At 37.8% G+C, this 19953-nt stretch carries 21 protein-coding genes and 1 pseudogene; 21 read left to right on the top strand and 1 reads right to left on the bottom strand.

The genetic code is table 11. The features are described from left to right. The first annotated feature begins 1 nt into the window (after position 1). The 14 genes from ADH90_RS05035 (at position 2) to ADH90_RS04965 (ending at position 12857) form a co-directional block, all read left to right on the top strand. On the top strand, positions 2-1783 hold the full coding sequence (locus ADH90_RS05035) for an ABC transporter ATP-binding protein (RefSeq protein WP_049530229.1): 1782 nt from the start codon (positions 2-4) through the stop codon (positions 1781-1783). 148 nt (positions 1784-1931) lie between these two features. Then, the gene (locus ADH90_RS05030; protein WP_049530227.1) at positions 1932-2450 is read left to right on the top strand and encodes a Dps family protein; all 519 of its coding nucleotides are present in this window, start codon (positions 1932-1934) and stop codon (positions 2448-2450) included. A gap of 127 nt (positions 2451-2577) precedes the next feature. After that, positions 2578-3084, top strand: a complete 507-nt coding sequence (locus tag ADH90_RS05025) for a dihydrofolate reductase (RefSeq protein WP_049530226.1) — start codon at positions 2578-2580, stop codon at positions 3082-3084. A 201-nt stretch (positions 3085-3285) separates the two neighbouring features. After that, positions 3286-4518, top strand: coding sequence for an ATP-dependent Clp protease ATP-binding subunit ClpX (gene clpX / locus ADH90_RS05015; RefSeq protein WP_007555413.1), 1233 nt, complete (start codon positions 3286-3288; stop codon positions 4516-4518). A gap of 8 nt (positions 4519-4526) precedes the next feature. Next, on the top strand, positions 4527-5114 hold the full coding sequence (yihA, locus tag ADH90_RS05010; RefSeq protein ID WP_049530225.1) for a ribosome biogenesis GTP-binding protein YihA/YsxC: 588 nt from the start codon (positions 4527-4529) through the stop codon (positions 5112-5114). 9 nt (positions 5115-5123) lie between these two features. Beyond that, positions 5124-5504 (top strand): RidA family protein, encoded by a 381-nt coding sequence (locus tag ADH90_RS05005; protein ID WP_001140424.1) that lies wholly within the window; start codon positions 5124-5126, stop codon positions 5502-5504. Positions 5505-5555: 51 nt separating this feature from the next. Next, complete coding sequence (rapZ, locus tag ADH90_RS05000; RefSeq protein WP_049530224.1) at positions 5556-6446, top strand: RNase adapter RapZ; 891 nt, start codon at positions 5556-5558, stop codon at positions 6444-6446. Beyond that, entirely contained in the window at positions 6443-7420 is a 978-nt protein-coding gene (locus ADH90_RS04995) for a YvcK family protein (protein WP_049530223.1), read from the top strand. Before rapZ ends, ADH90_RS04995 begins: the two co-directional genes overlap by 4 nt. After that, positions 7417-8328 carry a DNA-binding protein WhiA gene (gene whiA / locus ADH90_RS04990; protein ID WP_000011302.1) on the top strand — a complete coding sequence of 304 codons (912 nt, stop codon included), beginning with the start codon at positions 7417-7419 and terminating at the stop codon, positions 8326-8328. The genes ADH90_RS04995 and whiA overlap by 4 nt, the downstream gene beginning before the upstream one ends. Before the next feature lie 307 nt (positions 8329-8635). Continuing rightward, the gene (locus ADH90_RS04985) at positions 8636-9331 is read left to right on the top strand and encodes a lantibiotic protection ABC transporter ATP-binding protein (RefSeq protein WP_049530222.1); all 696 of its coding nucleotides are present in this window, start codon (positions 8636-8638) and stop codon (positions 9329-9331) included. Positions 9332-9333: 2 nt separating this feature from the next. Continuing rightward, positions 9334-10071 (top strand): lantibiotic immunity ABC transporter MutE/EpiE family permease subunit, encoded by a 738-nt coding sequence (locus ADH90_RS04980; protein ID WP_049530221.1) that lies wholly within the window; start codon positions 9334-9336, stop codon positions 10069-10071. After that, a complete protein-coding gene (locus tag ADH90_RS04975) occupies positions 10071-10808 on the top strand; it encodes a lantibiotic immunity ABC transporter MutG family permease subunit (RefSeq protein WP_049530219.1) in 738 nt (245 codons plus the stop codon). The genes ADH90_RS04980 and ADH90_RS04975 overlap by 1 nt, the downstream gene beginning before the upstream one ends. Before the next feature lie 19 nt (positions 10809-10827). After that, positions 10828-11487 carry a response regulator transcription factor gene (locus ADH90_RS04970; RefSeq protein ID WP_000238913.1) on the top strand — a complete coding sequence of 220 codons (660 nt, stop codon included), beginning with the start codon at positions 10828-10830 and terminating at the stop codon, positions 11485-11487. After that, positions 11478-12857, top strand: coding sequence for a sensor histidine kinase (locus ADH90_RS04965; RefSeq protein ID WP_049530218.1), 1380 nt, complete (start codon positions 11478-11480; stop codon positions 12855-12857). The genes ADH90_RS04970 and ADH90_RS04965 overlap by 10 nt, the downstream gene beginning before the upstream one ends. A gap of 396 nt (positions 12858-13253) precedes the next feature. Here ADH90_RS04965 and ADH90_RS04960 read toward each other — a convergent pair whose 3' ends face one another. Further along, positions 13254-14222: an NAD(P)/FAD-dependent oxidoreductase gene (locus ADH90_RS04960; protein ID WP_049530217.1), complete on the bottom strand. Its 969-nt coding sequence runs from the start codon at positions 14220-14222 to the stop codon at positions 13254-13256. A 134-nt stretch (positions 14223-14356) separates the two neighbouring features. Between ADH90_RS04960 and cdaA the strand changes: the two genes are divergently transcribed. The 7 genes and pseudogenes from cdaA to ADH90_RS04925 all read left to right on the top strand — a co-directional run. Next, on the top strand, positions 14357-15214 hold the full coding sequence (gene cdaA / locus ADH90_RS04955; protein WP_049530216.1) for a diadenylate cyclase CdaA: 858 nt from the start codon (positions 14357-14359) through the stop codon (positions 15212-15214). Beyond that, entirely contained in the window at positions 15201-15992 is a 792-nt protein-coding gene (locus tag ADH90_RS04950; RefSeq protein ID WP_049530215.1) for a CdaR family protein, read from the top strand. Before cdaA ends, ADH90_RS04950 begins: the two co-directional genes overlap by 14 nt. A gap of 21 nt (positions 15993-16013) precedes the next feature. Next, the gene (gene glmM / locus ADH90_RS04945; protein ID WP_049530214.1) at positions 16014-17363 is read left to right on the top strand and encodes a phosphoglucosamine mutase; all 1350 of its coding nucleotides are present in this window, start codon (positions 16014-16016) and stop codon (positions 17361-17363) included. A 65-nt stretch (positions 17364-17428) separates the two neighbouring features. Beyond that, positions 17429-17803, top strand: a complete 375-nt coding sequence (locus ADH90_RS04940) for a DUF1149 family protein (protein WP_001050093.1) — start codon at positions 17429-17431, stop codon at positions 17801-17803. Between the two features lie 3 nt (positions 17804-17806). Next, a complete protein-coding gene (locus ADH90_RS04935) occupies positions 17807-18655 on the top strand; it encodes a DegV family protein (protein ID WP_049530213.1) in 849 nt (282 codons plus the stop codon). A gap of 281 nt (positions 18656-18936) precedes the next feature. Then, on the top strand, positions 18937-19704 hold the full coding sequence (gene dapB / locus ADH90_RS04930) for a 4-hydroxy-tetrahydrodipicolinate reductase (protein WP_049530212.1): 768 nt from the start codon (positions 18937-18939) through the stop codon (positions 19702-19704). Further along, positions 19701-19953 (top strand): annotated as a pseudogene (locus tag ADH90_RS04925) (CCA tRNA nucleotidyltransferase); the annotation flags it as partial. The gene dapB and the pseudogene ADH90_RS04925, both read left to right, overlap by 4 nt.

Here is a 19953-nt window from a genome sequence, read left to right as displayed (position 1 = left end):
GATGAAACAACAATCTAGTCTAGCTCGTCTATGGAGCTATTTGAAAGCCTACCGTTTTTCTGTTTTCTTTGCAGTCTTCTTGAAAATAGTCAGCGTCATTATGAGTGTTATCGAGCCATTCGTATTGGGGCTTGCTATCACTGAGTTAACCAGCAACCTCCTTGCCATGGCAAATGGTGTTGCAGGAGCAGGTATTAATACCCCTTATATCGCAATGATTCTGGTTATCTATCTCTTGCGTGGTCTTCTCTATGAGTTGGGGTCATATTATTCAAACTACTTTATGACCAATGCGGTGCAGTCCATGATACAGGATTTGAGAAATGAAATGAGCGTAAAAATCAATCGCATCCCTGTGTCCTACTTTGACAAGCACCAGTTTGGAGATTTGTTAGGTCGTTTTACCAGTGACGTTGAAACTGTTTCGAACGCTCTACAACAATCCTTCTTACAGATTGTTAATGCAGTCTTTACCATTCTTTTTGTTATGGGAATGGTCCTCTATCTAAATCTTCAATTGGCTATCATTGTTATCTTGTCGATTCCGATTACTTATTTTGGTGCTAAAACGATTCTGAATCGTTCGCAGCCGTACTTTAAACAGCAAGCAGCTATTCTGGGACAAATGAATGGATTTGTACAGGAAAGCTTAACAGGTTTTAATGTTCTAAAACTTTTCGGACGTGAAGAAAACTCTCAAGAGAGATTTGAAAAGATTACGGATGAATTGCAACAAGTCGGATTTAAGGCTAGCTTTATTTCAGGATTGATGATGCCTGCCCTTCACATCGTATCTGATTTAACCTACCTGATTGTTGCAGTATTGGGTGGATTGCAGGTTATTGCAGGGCGCTTGACGATTGGTAATATGCAAGCTTTCGTTCAGTATGTGTGGCAAGTTAGCCAGCCGATCCAAAATATCACTCAATTAGCTGGACAAATGCAAAGTGCTAAGTCTTCGCTTGACCGTGTCTTCGAAGTTCTAGATGAACAGGAAGAAGTTCAAACTACAGAAGTAAAAGACTTGGCACCATTGACAGGTCAAGTTAGTTTCAAAAATGTCGATTTCCAATATGTGGAAAACAAACCATTGATTCGCAATTTCAACCTAGATGTTGAACCTGGAGAGATGGTGGCTATCGTAGGACCTACTGGAGCAGGGAAAACAACCTTGATTAACCTTCTCATGCGTTTTTACGATGTGACAGCTGGTGCCATTTTAGTGGATGGCCAAGATATTCGTGACCTGTCTCGTCAGGACTATCGTCGACAGTTTGGTATGGTCTTACAGGATGCCTGGCTCTATGAAGGCAGTATCAAGGAAAATCTTCGCTTTGGAAATCTTGAGGCAACAGATGAAGAAATCGTTGAAGCTGCTAAGGCGGCCAATGTTGACCACTTTATCCGCACTCTTCCTGGTGGCTATAACATGGAGATGAATCAAGAATCTAGTAATATTTCTCTTGGGCAAAAACAGTTGTTAACTATCGCGCGTGCTCTCTTGGCGGATCCTAAAATTCTAATCCTTGATGAAGCGACATCATCAGTCGATACCCGCTTGGAGCTCTTGATTCAAAAGGCCATGAAACGTTTGATGAAGGGAAGAACCAGCTTTGTCATTGCCCATCGACTTTCTACTATTCAGGAAGCTGATAAGATATTGGTACTTAAAGATGGACAGATAATCGAACAGGGAAATCATGAAAGTCTTTTAGCTGCAAAAGGTTTCTATTATGATCTTTATCAAAGTCAATTTTCGAATAAAAACAGAGAAAATAGCTAGGATAAATAGCCACTCATTTTCTTAAATTATCAGTCAATTACAACTTTTCTCAGATAGTACACTTTCCTTGCTATCGTATGCTGGGAGTAGTATACTAAAATAGTAATCAATAAAGATGGTTACAAAAAATAATTATGAGGTGAGAAAAATGGTAGAATTGAAAAAAGAAGCAGTAAAAGACGTAGCAACATTAACTAAACCAGCGGCAGAAGCGCTAGTAAATACAAAGGAAGTTTTGAATCAAGCAGTAGCAGACTTGTATGTAGCACATATCGCTCTTCATCAAGTACACTGGTACATGCGTGGACGTGGATTCATGGTATGGCATCCTAAGATGGATGAATACATGGATAGCCTTGATGGTTACCTAGATGAAATCAGCGAACGCTTGATTACACTTGGTGGAAAACCATACTCTACTTTGACAGAATTCCTTCAACACAGTGAAATCGAAGAAGAAGTTGGAGAGTTCCGCAATGTAGAAGAAAGTTTGGAACGTGTTCTTGAAATTTATCGTTACCTCATCACTCTTTTCCAAAAAGCTTTGGATGTGACTGATGAAGAAGGCGATGATGTAACTAATGATATCTTTGTTGGTGCTAAGGCAGACCTTGAAAAAACTGTCTGGATGCTTGCAGCAGAATTAGGACAAGCACCTGGTTTGTAAGATACTCTATTTTGTCAAAAATCCGTAGAAAGTTTCTACGGATTTTTTCTATTTCGGAGGGCGTTCCAAAACAGTCTTTTTTCAAGATTTTTGATAAAATAGAACTATCAATAAAAAGGATGAAAGCATGACAAAGAAAATCGTAGCCATCTGGGCACAAGATGAAAAGGGTGTAATCGGAAAAGAGGATCGCTTACCATGGCATTTGCCAGCAGAGTTAAAACATTTTAAAGAAACAACCTTGAATCATGCCATCTTGATGGGACGTGTCACCTTTGATGGAATGGGACGACGATTGCTTCCAGGACGTGAAACCTTAATTTTGACTCGAAATCCTGAAGAAGCAATCGATGGTGCTCTGATCTTCCAAAATGTTGAGGATGTTTTAGGTTGGTATCATCATCAGGCTAAGAATCTCTATATCATTGGTGGCAAGCAGATTTTTCAGCTTTTTGAACCTTATCTCGATGAGATTATTGTGACACAAATCCATGCTCAAGTTGAAGGGGATACTTTTTTTCCATCAGATTTCGACTTGACTGTTTTTGAGACTGTTGCAAGCAAATCTTATATCAAGGATGAGAAAAATGCCTATGATTTTACCATCGAATATAGAAAGAGAAAGGAAGTCTAATGGAGCGCAGTATTTTTGGATTTTTTACAGCTCTTTTGTGTGCTGTCTGTCTTGTGGCTGGATCACACGCTTTTCGTAAAAAGCGCTATGGACTTGCTACTCTGCTTTGGCTTAATGCTTTTACAAACTTGGTGAATAGCATTCATGCTTTTTATATGACCTTATTTTAGATAGAAAAATCATTTAGAACGGAAGGGAATCATGCCTACAAATAGGAAAAATGATATGATGGTTTATTGCTCATTTTGTGGCAAAAGCCAAGAAGAAGTTAAAAAAATAATCGCTGGGAACAATGCCTTTATCTGTAATGAATGTGTGGAGTTGGCCCAGGAGATTATTCGTGAGGAGTTGGCTGAGGAAGTCTTGGCAGACTTGTCTGAAGTACCAAAACCAATCGAACTCCTGAATATTTTGAACCACTATGTGATTGGTCAAGATCGTGCTAAACGTGCCTTGGCAGTGGCTGTATATAACCACTACAAACGCATCAATTTCCATGACACTCGTGAAGAGACTGAAGATGTGGATTTGCAAAAGTCAAACATTTTGATGATTGGCCCAACTGGTTCAGGGAAGACTTTCCTTGCTCAAACTCTTGCTAGAAGTTTGAATGTACCATTTGCCATTGCAGATGCAACAGCACTTACTGAGGCTGGTTATGTTGGTGAGGACGTGGAAAATATCCTCCTCAAACTCTTGCAAGCAGCTGACTTTAACATCGAACGTGCAGAACGTGGAATTATCTATGTGGATGAGATTGACAAGATTGCTAAGAAGAGCGAAAATGTTTCCATCACACGTGATGTTTCTGGTGAAGGGGTGCAACAAGCCCTCCTCAAAATTATCGAGGGAACTGTAGCTAGCGTACCACCTCAAGGAGGACGCAAACATCCTCAACAAGAAATGATTCAAGTGGATACCAAGAATATCCTCTTCATCGTGGGTGGTGCCTTCGATGGCATCGAAGAAATTGTCAAACAGCGTTTGGGAGAAAAAGTCATTGGTTTTGGACAAAATAACAAGGCTATTGACGAAAACAGCTCATACATGCAAGAAATCATTGCAGAGGACATTCAAAAATTCGGTATTATCCCTGAGTTGATTGGGCGCTTGCCTGTCTTTGCAGCTCTGGAGCAGTTGACAGTAGATGACTTGGTTCGCATTTTGAAAGAGCCAAGAAATGCCTTGGTCAAACAATACCAGACCTTGCTTTCTTATGATGATGTTGAGTTAGAATTTGACGACGAAGCCCTTCAGGAAATTGCTAACAAAGCTATCGAACGCAAAACTGGTGCGCGTGGTCTTCGCTCAATCATTGAAGAAACCATGCTAGACGTTATGTTTGAAGTTCCAAGTCAAGAAAATGTGAAAACAGTTCGTATCACAAAAGAAGCGGTTGACGGAACGGCTAAGCCAATCCTAGAGACAGCCTAGAGGTGACTATGGAAATCAATACACACAATGCTGAGATTTTACTGAGTGCTGCCAACAAGTCCCACTATCCGCAGGATGAACTTCCTGAGATTGCTCTTGCAGGTCGCTCAAATGTTGGTAAATCTAGTTTTATCAATACCATGCTCAATCGAAAAAATCTAGCTCGTACTTCTGGGAAACCAGGAAAAACACAACTACTCAATTTCTTTAATATTGATGATAAGATGCGTTTTGTAGACGTTCCTGGTTATGGTTACGCCCGTGTTTCCAAAAAAGAACGCGAAAAATGGGGTCGTATGATTGAGGAATATTTAACTAATCGAGAAAATCTTCGGGCAGTTGTTAGTCTCGTTGACCTTCGTCATGACCCGACAGCAGATGATGTGCAGATGTACGAATTTCTTAAGTATTATGAGATTCCTGTCATCATAGTGGCGACTAAGGCAGACAAGATTCCGCGTGGTAAATGGAATAAGCACGAATCAGCTATTAAAAAGAAATTAAACTTTGATCCAAGTGATGATTTCATCCTCTTTTCATCCGTGACAAAAGCAGGAATGGACCAAGCTTGGGATGCTATTTTAGAAAAATTGTGAGGAATACATATGGCAAAAACAATTCATACAGATAAAGCTCCAAAGGCAATCGGACCTTACGTTCAAGGAAAAATCGTTGGCAACCTTTTGTTTGCTAGTGGTCAAGTTCCTCTATCTCCTGAAACTGGAGAAATCGTAGGAGAAACGATTCAAGAACAGACTGAACAAGTTTTGAAAAACATTGGAGCTATTTTGGCAGAAGCGGGAACAGATTTTGACCATGTTGTTAAAACAACTTGCTTCTTGAGTGATATGAACGACTTTGTACCTTTCAATGAGGTATACCAAACAGCCTTTAACAAGGAATTTCCAGCTCGTTCAGCTGTGGAAGTAGCTCGTCTTCCTCGCGATGTAAAAGTCGAAATTGAAGTCATCGCAGAGATTGGATAAGCGAGTTGAAGTTTGGTTCTTCCAAACTTCTTTTGATATAAGGAGACAAAGATGACAAAGAAACAACTTCACCTGGTGATTGTTACAGGGATGAGTGGTGCAGGGAAAACTGTAGCCATTCAGTCCTTTGAAGATTTAGGATATTTTACCATTGATAATATGCCGCCTGCCCTCTTACCAAAGTTTTTACAGTTGGTTGAGACCAAGGATGATGATCATAAGTTGGCCCTAGTGGTTGATATGCGTAGTCGTTCTTTCTTCTCAGAGATTCAGGCTGTCTTGGATGAATTAGAAAACCAAGATGATTTAGACTTTAAAATCCTCTTTTTGGATGCGGCAGATAAGGAATTGGTGGCACGCTATAAGGAAACAAGAAGAAACCATCCTCTGGCAGCAGATGGTCGTATCTTGGACGGAATCAAGTTGGAACGCGAACTCTTGGCACCCTTGAAAAATATGAGTCAAAACGTGGTTGACACAACAGAGTTAACGCCTCGTGAACTCCGTAAGACCATTGCAGAGCAGTTTTCAGATCAAGAACAGGCTCAGTCCTTCCGTATTGAGGTTATGTCTTTCGGGTTTAAATATGGCATTCCTATTGATGCTGACTTGGTATTTGATGTTCGTTTCCTCCCAAATCCCTACTATCTACCAGAACTTCGCAATCAGACAGGTGAAGATCAGGCCGTTTATGACTATGTTATGAATCATGAGGAATCTGAGGATTTCTACCGCCATTTGTTGGCCTTGATTGAACCAATCCTACCTGGCTATAAGAAAGAAGGAAAATCTGTTTTAACCATTGCAGTAGGTTGTACAGGTGGACAACACCGGAGTGTTGCATTTGCCAAACGACTAGCCAATGATTTGTCTAAGAATTGGCCTGTAAATGAAAGTCATCGTGATAAAGACCGAAGAAAGGAAACGGTAAACCGTTCATGAGAAAACCAAAAATTACGGTGATTGGTGGTGGAACCGGTATCCCTGTTATTTTAAAAAGTTTGCGGGAAAGAGATGTCGATATTGCAGCTATTGTAACCGTAGCTGATGATGGAGGGTCTTCAGGTGAACTGCGTAAAAATATGCAGCAGTTGACACCACCTGGGGATTTACGCAATGTCCTTGTGGCCATGTCTGACATGCCAAAGTTCTATGAGAAGGTTTTTCAATACCGCTTTTCAGAAGACGCTGGTGCTTTTGCGGGTCATCCGCTAGGAAATATTATCATTGCCGGCCTATCTGAAATGCAAGGGTCCACTTATAATGCCATGCAGCTGCTAAGTCTCTTTTTCCACACAACAGGAAAAATCTACCCATCCAGCGATCATCCCTTGACCTTGCACGCAGTCTTTAAAGATGGTTCAGAAGTATCTGGGGAAAGTCACATTGCAGACCATCCAGGTATGATTGACCATGTTTATGTCACCAACACTCTAGACGATGAGAAACCGCAGGCTAGCCGTCGAGTTGTCAATACCATTCTTGAGAGTGATATGATTGTCTTGGGCCCAGGCTCCCTCTTTACTTCCATTTTGCCGAATATTGTCATTGAAGAGATTGGACAAGCCCTTCTTGAAACCAAAGCAGAGGTGGCTTATGTTTGCAATATCATGACCCAACGTGGTGAGACTGAGCATTTTACAGATAGTGATCATGTGGAAGTCTTGCATCGTCATCTTGGCCGTCCCTTTATTGATACCGTACTAGTTAATATCGAAAAGGTTCCAAGAGACTATATGGACACCAACCGTTTTGATGAGTATCTAGTTCAGGTTGAGCATGATTTTGAAGGCTTACGTAAGCAAGTCCCACGTGTCATTTCATCCAACTTCCTACGTTTGGAAAATGGTGGCGCCTTCCACGATGGGGATTTAATCGTTGATGAATTGATGCACATCATACAGGTGAGAAAATGAGTTTCACAGTAGCAGTAAAAGAAGAAATCCTAGGTCAGCACCATCTGAGTCGCTATGAGTTATCAGCCATTATCAAGATGTCTGGAAGCGTAGGTTTGTCGAGTTCTGGCTTAACCTTGTCCGTTGTTACAGAGAGTGCCAAGCTTGCCCGCCATCTCTATGAATCTTTCTTACACTTCTATGGTATCAAGTCGGAGATTCGTCACCACCAGAGAAGTAATCTACGGAAAAATCGCGTCTATACTGTATTTACTGATGAGCAAGTTCAAGAACTTTTAGCGGATTTGCGTTTGGCCGATTCTTTCTTTGGTCTGGAGACGGGAATTGATCCAGATATTTTAGGAGATGAAGAAGCAGGACGTGCCTATCTCTGTGGAGCCTTCTTAGCGAATGGTAGCATTCGTGATCCCGAGTCAGGCAAGTATCAGCTGGAAATTAGTTCAGTTTATCTAGATCATGCTCAAGGGATTGCTTCGCTTTTGCAGCAGTTTTTGTTAGATGCCAAGGTGATTGAACGAAAAAAAGGTGCAGTGACCTATCTCCAGCGAGCAGAAGATATTATGGATTTCCTGATTTTGGTGGGAGCCATGCAGGCGCGAGATACTTTTGAAGGTGTCAAGATTCTCCGAGAAACTCGTAATGATCTCAATCGTGCCAATAATGCAGAGACGGCTAATATTGCTCGTACGGTTTCAGCGAGTATGAAAACCATTAACAATATCAGTAAAATCAAAGATAGAATTGGCTTGGATAATCTTCCAGCAGACTTGCAGGAAGTTGCCCGTCTGCGTATTCAGCATCCAGACTATTCTATTCAAAAGTTGGCAGATAGTCTGACAAATCCACTCACCAAAAGTGGTGTCAATCATCGACTGAGAAAGATTAACAAAATTGCAGAGGAACTGTGAAACATAATATATTGATGTTCAAAAAAGATGCATTGAGATAGATGTTTGAAAAATTTTTAAAATAACCTCAAATCCTAAAAATTCTACTGAAGTTTCATTCAGTAGAATTTTCATTTTCAGAGGATTCGTTGTTTTAATAGATTAAGGTTCTAGATAGAATACTAAAAATTTCAAATTTTTATTTTTAATCTTCATTAAATTGCGTAGTTATAGTTTTTTAAAAAATTAATAGATAGTTATGTATTTTCTTTATAAAATCTTTAAATTTATATTTTATTATTGAAGTGTAAATTTAAGGAGGATCAAAATGGAAAAAAATATTTTAGAGACAAGGAATTTGTCAAAGAAATTTGGGAATCAACTTGTAGTGAATAATATTTCATTACAAGTGAAAGAGAATTGTATCTACGGATTACTTGGTCCAAATGGTGCTGGGAAATCAACTACACTAAAGATGATAACAGGAATGCTCCACAAATCGTCCGGAGATATTATCTTTGATAATCATACATGGAGTAGAAAGGATCTCGAACAAATTGGTGCCTTGATAGAGCTACCTCCGTTATATGAGAACTTAAGTGCAAGAGAAAATTTAAAAGTAAGAACAATGTTACTTGGATTACCCGAATCAAGAATTGATGAAGTTCTACAAATCGTTGGTCTATCAAATACAGGTAAAAAAAGAAGTGGAAAATTTTCTTTGGGAATGAAACAACGATTAGGAATTGCAATAGCACTGTTAAATAATCCTAAATTATTAATTTTAGATGAGCCAACCAACGGCTTAGATCCATTGGGAATTCAAGAATTAAGAGAGATGATTCTTGGCTTTCCAAAACAAGGCATTACAGTAATTCTATCCAGCCATAATATTTCCGAAGTTGAGCAAGTTGCAGATTATATCGGGATAATATGTGAAGGTGAATTAAAATACCAAGATATAAAAAACTCTCAAGAAAGTTTAGAAAATTTATTTTTGGAAGTAGTAAAGAAGGAGAATTAAAAATGATAAATTATATCCTTAGTGATTATTTAAAATATAAAAGAACTTTTTTAAAAAAAATAATCTATATAATACCTATATCTTTGATAATTCTTTCTTATATACTGGCACCACCATATTTTACAGTAGATTCATATAATTGGTGGTATACTCTAATTATGCCAATTACTTATGCACTGATTCCTGCTTTAATGAATCGATACGAAGATAAAAAAATAAAATATAGGGCAGTTTATCCTCTTAGTATTGATTTAAGAAAGATTTGGATATCAAAAATTATTGTAGCAAGCTGTTTGATTCTAATGACAAGTTTGGTTCATTTGATAGCAGTTTTAATTGTGCAATTTATTTTTGGAGAACAAATATTTTTAAGCTATAGCTTTAGTACTTTATTAGTTTCGAGTATAGTATTAGTGGTATCAAGCATATGGCAAATTCCATTTTGCCTACTATTAGCTAAAAAGTTTGGTTTTTCTATTAGTCTTATGATAAATGGTTTACTAGGTGTTGTACTTGGAATTATGTTTTCTGCTGGAGATTATTGGTTGTTTTCCCCATATAGTTGGAGTATAAGAGCTATGGTTCCAATGCTGAAAATTATGCCAAATGGACTACCAGCAGATTCAGGAAATATGATGTTAAGTACATCCATTTTGCCTCCATGTATCTTCTCAATTCTGTTATTTCTTCTATTATCTTACTTATCATCTATTTGGTTTGCAAAACAGGAGGTGGGATAGTGATAAATATTTTAAAGTCTGAACTATATAAGATAAAACATACTTGGTTACCCTGGTTATATCTGTTTCTCCCAATACTATTTGTGATTATGATATATGCTGGTTTTAAATTTACAAGCCTAAGTAGGTATTCAATTGAGGATGTCACATTAAATTATTTGATTACGTTAGGTGCATTGTTCCCGATTATTATTGGTTTTATTACTGCAAAGGTAATAGAAATGGAAGCAGAAGCAGGTTGTTTTCAGATAATGTTAACTGGTTCGCAATCAAGAACTAGTATGTATATTGGTAAGTTATTATCCTTATTGTTGTGTGCATCTCTATCACTTGTTTTACTCCAAAGTAGTTTTTGGATGTTTTTTAATTATCAAGAATTTTATGATTTGGTATTGGAATTAGTCTTAATGATTATAGGAGTTGTTCCGTTATATTTAATACATCTGGTTATTAGCCTCAGATTTGGGAGTGGTGCCTCTATTGGTCTTGGTTTCTTTGAAACATTGATAGCTCTGCTTGCTGTTACAAGTATGGGGGATAAGATTTGGTATTACATACCAAGTTCTTGGTCTTCAAGACTTTGTGGTCTTTATTTTGTAGATAAAATATCTGGTGAAAACTTATTTTATTATGAATTTTTTAAATGGTCTTTAGTTGCAACACCAATGATAGTTGTAATTTTATTTGTAAGTTTGATTTGGTTTAATAAATGGAACGGCAGAACTAATATGGAATAGAAATGAAGGTGGTAATAGGATGGTGAAAATATTAGCTATAGATGATGAAATGGATCTCTTAGTTTTAATCAAAAATATTTTAACGCAAAAATTATATCATGTAGATATTTTTCAAAATCCAACAGAGGTGCCTATTTCTAAATTATCAGAGTATGATTTAATTTTATTAGACATAATGATGCCAAAGATAGATGGTATATCTTATTGTAAATCTATTAGAGATAGAGTAGACTGTCCCATCTTATTTTTAACTGCAAAATCTTTGGAAAGTGACATTGTTTCGGGTTTATCAACAGGAGCTGATGATTACATTCTAAAACCTTTTGGGGTAAACGAATTAATTGCGAGAGTTGATGCTCATTTACGTCGAGAAAACCGAGAGAGACATTTAAGTTTAAATCTTGGAGAAATTAGATTTGATTTATCAGCGAATATGATTTATGTAAATGATAAGAAAATTCCTTTTACAAAATCTGAGTATCGAATTTGTGAACTTCTAGCTCGTAGGCGTGGGCAAGTATTTTCAAGAGAACAGATTTATGAGATGATATTTGGATATGATGGAATAGGTAATTCTTCAGCTATTTCAGAACATATTAAGAATATTCGCGCAAAATTACAGAAGGAAGGTGTATCTCCAGTTGTAACTGTATGGGGAATTGGATATAAATGGGAATAAAATTAAAAGGGCAATCGCTAAGAATAATATTTTTAGAATATCTAATAAGTGTAGGAATTGTACTGTTTCTTTCACTTGGTTTAGTAATTCTGATGTTCAACACCATGTATTCATTAGGATTTATTTTACCTGCCGATTACACAGAAAATCAGATTTATGAGAGGAAGAATGCGATAGCCAATACAGAGACTTTTGATAAAAATCTTATACCAGATAATGCTTCATATCTATTAATTTCAAAGGATGGGAATATCATTTCTAGTTCAATGAGTAAAGATGAAGAAGATAGAGCAATTCGATACTATAATAATGAGAAAGTATATAATACCCCATCTTATAGCTATATAGAAATTTTACGAAATGACGGTTATTGTATTATTCAATATTCAGTAAAACCCTATTTTACAAATAACTTCATGGCAAAATATTTTCCTAATGTCAATACAGTGTATGTCAGTATTCTTATTTTAGTTAGTTTACTAAATACATTGGTTGTTACAATAGTATGGGCTAAATATCTTGTAAAACAGCTTTCACCTATATTAGCCGCTTCCGAAAAAATATCAGAACAAACTTTAGATTTTGAACTGCATTATTCAAGAGTCAAAGAATTTAATGAAGTTCTATTTAGCTTGGAGAAAATGAGAAATGCTTTGCAAGAGTCATTAATCAAAGAGTGGCTACAGGAAGAAAATAAGCAAAAACAGATTTCTGCTTTGATACATGACTTGAAAACTCCGGTATCTATTGTTCAAGGAAATGCTGAGTTGCTTAAAAAGACATCTGTGACAGAGGACCAGAGTATTTATATAGATTATATACTGAGGAACAGCAATAGAATATCTGAATATATAAAAACACTTCTAATCATGAATAAGAATTCTAATGCCACTGAATACCAGCCACAATCGTTGGCAGTAAAAACTGTATCAGAACAATTGGTAACAGTTTCTAAAGAACTAATGTCAATTAATTCTAACAATCTAAAAACTAATGTAGTAGTTGAAGATGGTATAATGAGTGTAGACTTGAAACTCTTAGAGAGAGCATTGCAAAATGTCTTAGCGAATTCAATTGAAAATAATAATGGAATAGTTATATTGGAATTGAATATAAAAACTGTAGATGAATTTTTAGAAATATCAGTATTAGATAACGGGAAAGGTTTTTCTGATATCGATTTAATTCACGCAAAAGAACAGTTCTATCGTGGAGATTATAGTAGGCATTCTACAACCAATTATGGTATTGGACTATTTATTACTGAACAAATAATTAAATTACATGGTGGATCAGTAATCTTGAAAAATAGAGAAGCTTGTTGTGGTGCTGAAGTTATATTTAGATTACCGATACAGAATAATAAATGAGCCCAGATTAACATTTGACTTATGTAATAATTAGTATAACAGCCACTAACATCAAACTTTATAACATGTTCATAACTGTATTTAACGTCAATTTGTAAATGTTAACTTCGAACTTTCACTACAAATTACACTAAGATAGAATATTATCTAGTATTACTCATACGGTGCACAGAGTTTGTTAGTCTGAATATGTCGGAATGAGGGGAAATATTAAAAAAACTAATCAATAAGTATTAAACTTTCTATAAAAAGCAAATAAAGGTGGTTAGTGGAAAAGTTTTTAAAATCATAAAAACGCATAATAGCAAGTTCTTTAGATACTTGTTATTATGCGTTTTATCATGAAATTTTACTTGATTTTTTCATCAAATTTTGATTTTGACCAACTTCATTTTCTTATAGACTTGTCGAGTGTTTTGGTTGTACTTTTTGTTCGGGGTCGATATAGTTGATAGCATTATTAACAGCAGTTGGTGCTTCCCCTAGACCAGTGGCAATTAAATCAATCTTACCTTCATAGTAGCAGCAGTCACCGATAGCGTAAATTCCAGCTTGGCTTGACTCTTGCTTGCTATTGACGATAATCTTATGGCGGTTCAGTTCTAATCCCCATTTTTTAAGATTACCTACAGAAGATTTAAAGCCATAGTTGACAAAGAGATGATCGAGTTCAATGCTTTCAGTCTCATCGGTTTTGACTTTTGTGATTTCAAGCTTGTCTAAAGTTTTTCCATCACCAAGAAGTTGACTCGGCACAAATGGTGTTTTGATAGTCACAGAAGACTCTTGCAAGGCTTGGACGCTATGCTCAAGTGCACGGAAGTTATCGCGACGGTGAACAAGTGTAGTTGGAGCAATCTTTTCAAAAGCTAAAGCCCAGTCAACGGCTGAGTCACCACCACCCAGAATGGTTACCTTCTTACCAGCATATTGTTGAATATTAGAAACGTGGTAGTGGATATTATCATAGCCTTCAACACCTTCTAATTCGAGTAGACGTGGTTTAAAGGCACCACCACCCATAGCAATAATAACGGTTTTAGAAGTATGATTTCCCTTATTAGTTGTAATCTTAAAAACATCATCCTCTTTTTCAATCTCAAGAACAGTTTCATTGAGGTAAACAGGTGTCTCAAACCCTTCAAGTTGTTCCAAAAGGCGGTTAGTCAATTCTTCCCCTGTGAGGTTTGGAAAACCAGGAACATCGAGAATTTGTTTTTCAGGGTATAGGATAGCAGGCTGACCACCTAGTTGAGGAAGAGAATCGATGATTTGTACTTTGGCTTGACGAAGGTGAGCATAAAAGGCTGCGAAAAGACCGACAGGTCCACCTCCTACAATGGTAATATCATATAGTTCGGACATGGTTTCTCCTTAATTCATTTCTATCATTTTATTCTATCATATTTTCTACCAATTTAAAATGAAGTAGGGGGAAGAAAATTTTCATATAAAATGATATAATGAAGAGTAGCTTTTTTATGGAGAGGAGGCCCAGAATGAATTTTCAGCAATTATCTAATCTTCAATACTGGTCTAGTTTATTTTCCAGTCCTTGGAGTATTCTGATAAATGTGATTGATATTCTTATCGTTGCCTATATCTTATACCAATTTACAAAATCAATTGCAGGAACCAAGATTATGATCCTGGTTCGAGGTGTTTTAGTTTTTATCTTAGCTCAGATAGCAGCAAATACCTTGGGCTTAACGACTATTTCTTGGTTGATCAATCAATTGATTACTTACGGTGTTATCGCAGCGGTAGTTATTTTCTCCCCAGAAATTCGGACAGTTTTAGAGCGTTTAGGACGTGCGACTGATTTCTTTTCAAGTACACCAATAAGTTCAGAAGAACAGATGATTCAGGCCTTTGTCAAATCGGTAGAATATATGAGCCCGCGTAAAATTGGAGCACTGGTATCAGTTCAGCGTGTCAGAACCTTGCAGGAATATATTTCCACGGGGATTCCTTTAGATGCTAAAATTTCTGCAGAACTCTTAATCAATATCTTCATTCCAAACACACCTTTACATGATGGTGCAGTCATTATAAAAGGTGATCGTATAGCTGTAACATCTGCTTATCTTCCACTTACTGAGAACACTGGTATTTCTAAGGAGTTTGGAACACGACACCGTGCAGCTATTGGTTTATCTGAAGTATCAGACGCCTTAACATTTGTTGTGTCAGAAGAAACTGGAGGCATTTCCATTACCTATAATGGCGTCTTTAAGCATGATTTAACGATGGAAGAATTTGAGGAAGAACTACGTCGTATACTGATCCCGGAAAATTCACAAGAGCCAAGCTTAACAGAGCGTATATTAGGAGGCTGGAAGAATGAAAAAAAATAGTTTATATATCATCTCCTCACTCCTCTTTGCTTGCGTTTTATTTATCTACGCTACCTCTATTAATTACCAAAATAATAATAATGCAAGACCGGCTCGAACAGAAACCTATACCAATACGGTCGTAAATGTACCGATTGATATTCAGTACGATAGTGAGCAGTATTTTATTAGCGGTTTTAGTTCAGAAGTAACGGTATTTTTAACTGGATCTAATCGAGTGACCTTGGCTAGTGAGATGCAAGAAAGTACTCGTAAATTCAAGGTTATTGCAGATTTGACACAAGCTACCGAAGGAACCATTGAAGTTCCCTTGACCATTGAGAATCTTCCAAACGGTTTAACAGCTCTAGCAACACCACAAAAAATCACCGTTAAAATTGGGAAGAAGGCAACACGGGATAATTTACCAGTCACTCCACAGATTGATTCTGGTAAGGTTGATGAACGAATTCTCATTGATAGTGTGACCGTTTCAGATGAACGCGTTTCAGTTACAAGTGATGCCGATACCTTATCTAAGATTGATAAGATTGTAGCTGTCTTACCAACGAGTGAAAAAATTACTGGAAATTATACGGGTTCAGTTCCTTTACAAGCTATTGATAAGAATGGAACAGTTTTACCAACGGTGATTACACCGTATGAAACAACCATGAAGATAACAACGAAACAAGCTAGATCAGCAAGTAGTTCTACCTCTTCAACGACTAGCTCATCTTCAACGAAATCTTCTACTACAGGGTCTGAAACCAAACCAGACTCTTCAAATAAAGACTAAAAAATTAGAAAAGGATATAACATGGGTAAATATTTTGGAACGGATGGAGTCCGTGGAGAAGCAAACGTAGAACTTACGCCAGAATTAGCTTTTAAATTGGGACGTTTTGGAGGTTATGTTCTCAGTCAACATACGACTGAAGCACCAAAAGTTTTTGTAGGACGTGACACTCGTATCTCAGGTCAAATGCTAGAAGCAGCTTTGATTGCTGGTCTCCTTTCGGTCGGAATTCACGTTTATAAACTAGGAGTTCTTGCAACACCAGCAGTAGCTTATCTTGTTAAAGTAGAAGGTGCGAGCGCAGGTGTCATGATTTCAGCTAGTCACAACCCAGCCCTTGATAATGGAATTAAATTCTTTGGTGGTGATGGCTTTAAACTAGACGATGACAAAGAAGCAGAAATCGAAGCCTTGCTTGATGCCAGTGAAGATACTCTTCCGCGTCCAAGTGCAGAGGGCTTGGGTACGGTTGTTGACTACCCGGAAGGTTTACGTAAGTATGAATCCTATCTTGTTTCAACTGGAACTCCTCTTGAAGGGATGAAGGTTGCCTTGGACACTGCTAACGGAGCAGCTGCAACAAGTGCTCGCCAAATTTTTGCAGACCTAGGTGCTCAATTAACAGTTATCGGTGAAACACCAGATGGCCTTAACATCAACTTGAACGTTGGTTCAACTCATCCAGAAGCCTTGCAAGAACTTGTAAAAGAAAGCGGGTCAGCTATCGGTTTAGCCTTTGATGGTGATAGCGACCGTTTGATTGCTGTTGACGAAAATGGCGAAATTGTCGATGGTGACAAGATTATGTACATCATTGGGAAATACCTCTCTGAAAAAGGTCAATTGGCTCAAAACACGATTGTGACAACAGTTATGTCCAACCTCGGTTTCCATAAGGCCTTGGATCGTGAAGGGATCAATAAGGCAGTTACTGCAGTTGGAGACCGCTATGTAGTTGAAGAAATGAGAAAATCTGGCTACAATCTCGGAGGTGAGCAGTCAGGTCACGTTATCTTGATGGACTATAATACTACTGGTGATGGTCAGATTTCAGCTGTTCAATTGACGAAGATCATGCAAGAAACAGGTAAGAGTTTGTCTCAATTGGCCTCAGAAGTGACAATTTACCCACAAAAATTGGTCAATATCCGTGTGGAAAATACCATGAAAGAAAAAGCTATGGAAGTTCCTGCTATCAAAGCTATTATCGAGAAGATGGAAGAAGAAATGGCAGGAAATGGTCGCATCCTCGTTCGCCCAAGTGGAACGGAGCCACTCTTGCGTGTCATGGCTGAAGCCCCAACCACTGAGGAAGTAGACTACTATGTAGACACTATTGTCCAAGTTGTTAAAACTGAGATTGGTATTTAGTAAATCTAGCAGAAAATAAAAAAATATGGTACAATGACAACTATATTGTACCAATGGAGATGAAAATGAATTTAAAACGTGAACAAGAATTTGTTAGCCAGTATCACTTCGATGCGCGTAACTTTGAATGGGAAAATGAAAATGGAGCACCTGAAACTAAGGTAGATGTAAACTTCCAGTTGCTTCAGCATGATCAAGAAAATCAAGTTACCTCTTTAGTAGTTGTTTTGAGCTTTATGATTGTCTTTGATAGATTTGTCATTAGTGGAACGATTTCTCAAGTCAACCATGTTGAAGGTCGAATTATCGATCAACCAAGTGATTTCAGCCAAGAAGAGGTTGAGACACTAGCTCGTCCATGTTTGGATATGCTTAATCGTTTGACTTATGAAGTAACAGAAATTGCCCTTGATTTACCGGGAATTAATTTGGAGTTTTAAGAAATGAAGTTAGCGGTCATAACAGACTCATCTGCTTTTCTACAAGCGGAAACCTTGCGGAAAGAAGATTTATTTGTGCTAGACATTCCTGTGAATATCGATGGACAGGAGTATGTTGAAGGTGTAAATCTAACCGCTCAAGAATTTTATGAAAAAATGGCTTCAGCAAGCGAATTGCCAAAAACGAGCCAACCAAGTATTGCCAAGTTGGATGAAATTTTATCATCATTAAAAGCTAAAGGCTATACACATGCCTTAGGTCTTTTCCTATCTTCTGGAATTTCAGGATTTTACCAAAACATCCAGTTTATGAAGGATGAATATGAAGGGTTAACCATTGCCTTTCCTGATACCCGTATTACAAGCGCTCCCCTAGGCTATATGGTTGAGAGTGTCTTTAAATGGGCAGAGCAAGGAGATGGCTTTGAGTCTATCTTAGATAAAGTAACTGAACAGATTGAAAATACCTCAGCCTTTATCATGGTGGATGATCTTGACCATCTAGTTAAGGGGGGACGACTCTCTAATGGTGCGGCTATTTTGGGGAATCTCCTTAGTATCAAGCCAATCCTATACTTCAATGACCAAGGTGTGATAGAAGTATATGAAAAGGTTCGTACAGAGAAAAAGGCTACAAAACGCTTAGTTGAAATTGTTAAAGAAGCAACAGCTAATGGGAATTACCAGATTACTGTCATTCACGGAAATGCTCCTCAAAAAGCAGCAGATTTGCGCCAGCTTTTAATCTATGGTGGAGTGGCTACAGATGTTTCAATTGCAACCTTCGGTAGTGTTATTGGGACTCACCTGGGAGAAGGAAGTATTGCTCTGGGCTATACACCAATAATCTAGACTATTTTTCATGGATAGCTTACGTCCTTTGGATCTTGAAAATTGAACACGCCTGAAACCCTGTTTGAAAAAGATAGTTCTTCCAAGAAGTATACACTCCTTGATCAGAACTCCAAATTCACTTTGTGTTCTTACAGGTTTTGTATCTTAGAAATTGCACACGGACTACCTGCCTCTTGAAAAAAGCTGCCTGTCTTGCCTTTCATGGAAAGTCAGCGCCATTCCCTATTTTTCATGGGCAGCTAAGGTCCTTTGTATCTTAAATAGGAGTAGAGATTGAGATGAGTATTCGAGTAATTATTGCTGGTTTTAAGGGGAGAATGGGCCAATCTGCTTGTCAAATGGTTTTGTCTGATCCTGAACTTGAACTGGTAGCGGTTTTAGATCCTTTTGAGTCTGCATCTGACTGGCAGGGAATTCCAGTATTCAATGATAAGAATGACTTGGCAGGTTTTGAGGCAGATGTATGGGTTGACTTTACAACACCAGCTGTTGCCTATGAGAATACACGCTTTGCTCTTGAAAATGGCTTTGCTCCAGTAGTTGGAACAACAGGTTTCACTAGTCAAGAGATTGAAGAACTAAAAGAATTTTCTCGTTCTAAAAACTTGGGTGGCTTGATTGCTCCTAACTTTGCTTTGGGTGCTGTCTTGCTCATGCAATTTGCGGCACAAGCTGCAAAATACTTCCCAAATGTAGAGATTATTGAGCTTCACCATGACAAGAAAAAAGATGCTCCGAGCGGAACAGCTATCAAAACAGCGGAATTGATGGCAGAAGTTCGTGAGTCTATCCAACAAGGTGCTAGTGATGAGGAAGAACTCATTTCAGGGGCACGTGGAGCCAACTTTGATGGTATGCGAATCCACTCAGTCCGTTTGCCAGGTTTGGTAGCTCATCAGGAAGTTATATTTGGAAATCAGGGAGAAGGATTGACCCTACGTCATGACTCCTATGATCGTAGCTCCTTCATGACAGGGGTGAATTTGGGAATCAAAGAAGTTGTCAAGCGTCATGAGCTTGTCTATGGATTAGAACACTTACTATGAAATTAACAAAAATGCCTTCTGAATTTCAGAAGGCTTTACCAGTATTAGAAAAAATTAAAGAAGCTGGCTTTGAAGCCTATTTTGTTGGGGGCTCTGTTAGGGATGCTCTACTCAATCGTCCCATTCATGATGTGGATATCGCGACGTCATCTTATCCAGAAGAGACCAAGCAGATTTTCCCTCGTACAGCTGATATCGGGATTGAGCATGGAACCGTCTTGGTTTTAGACGGAGATGAAGAGTACGAAG

The sequence above is a fragment of the Streptococcus pseudopneumoniae genome (assembly GCF_001073085.1).
Taxonomy (GTDB): domain Bacteria; phylum Bacillota; class Bacilli; order Lactobacillales; family Streptococcaceae; genus Streptococcus; species Streptococcus pseudopneumoniae_M.
The sequence above is the reverse complement of the archived record's forward strand: the minus strand, read 5'-3'. Positions and strand labels throughout refer to the sequence as shown.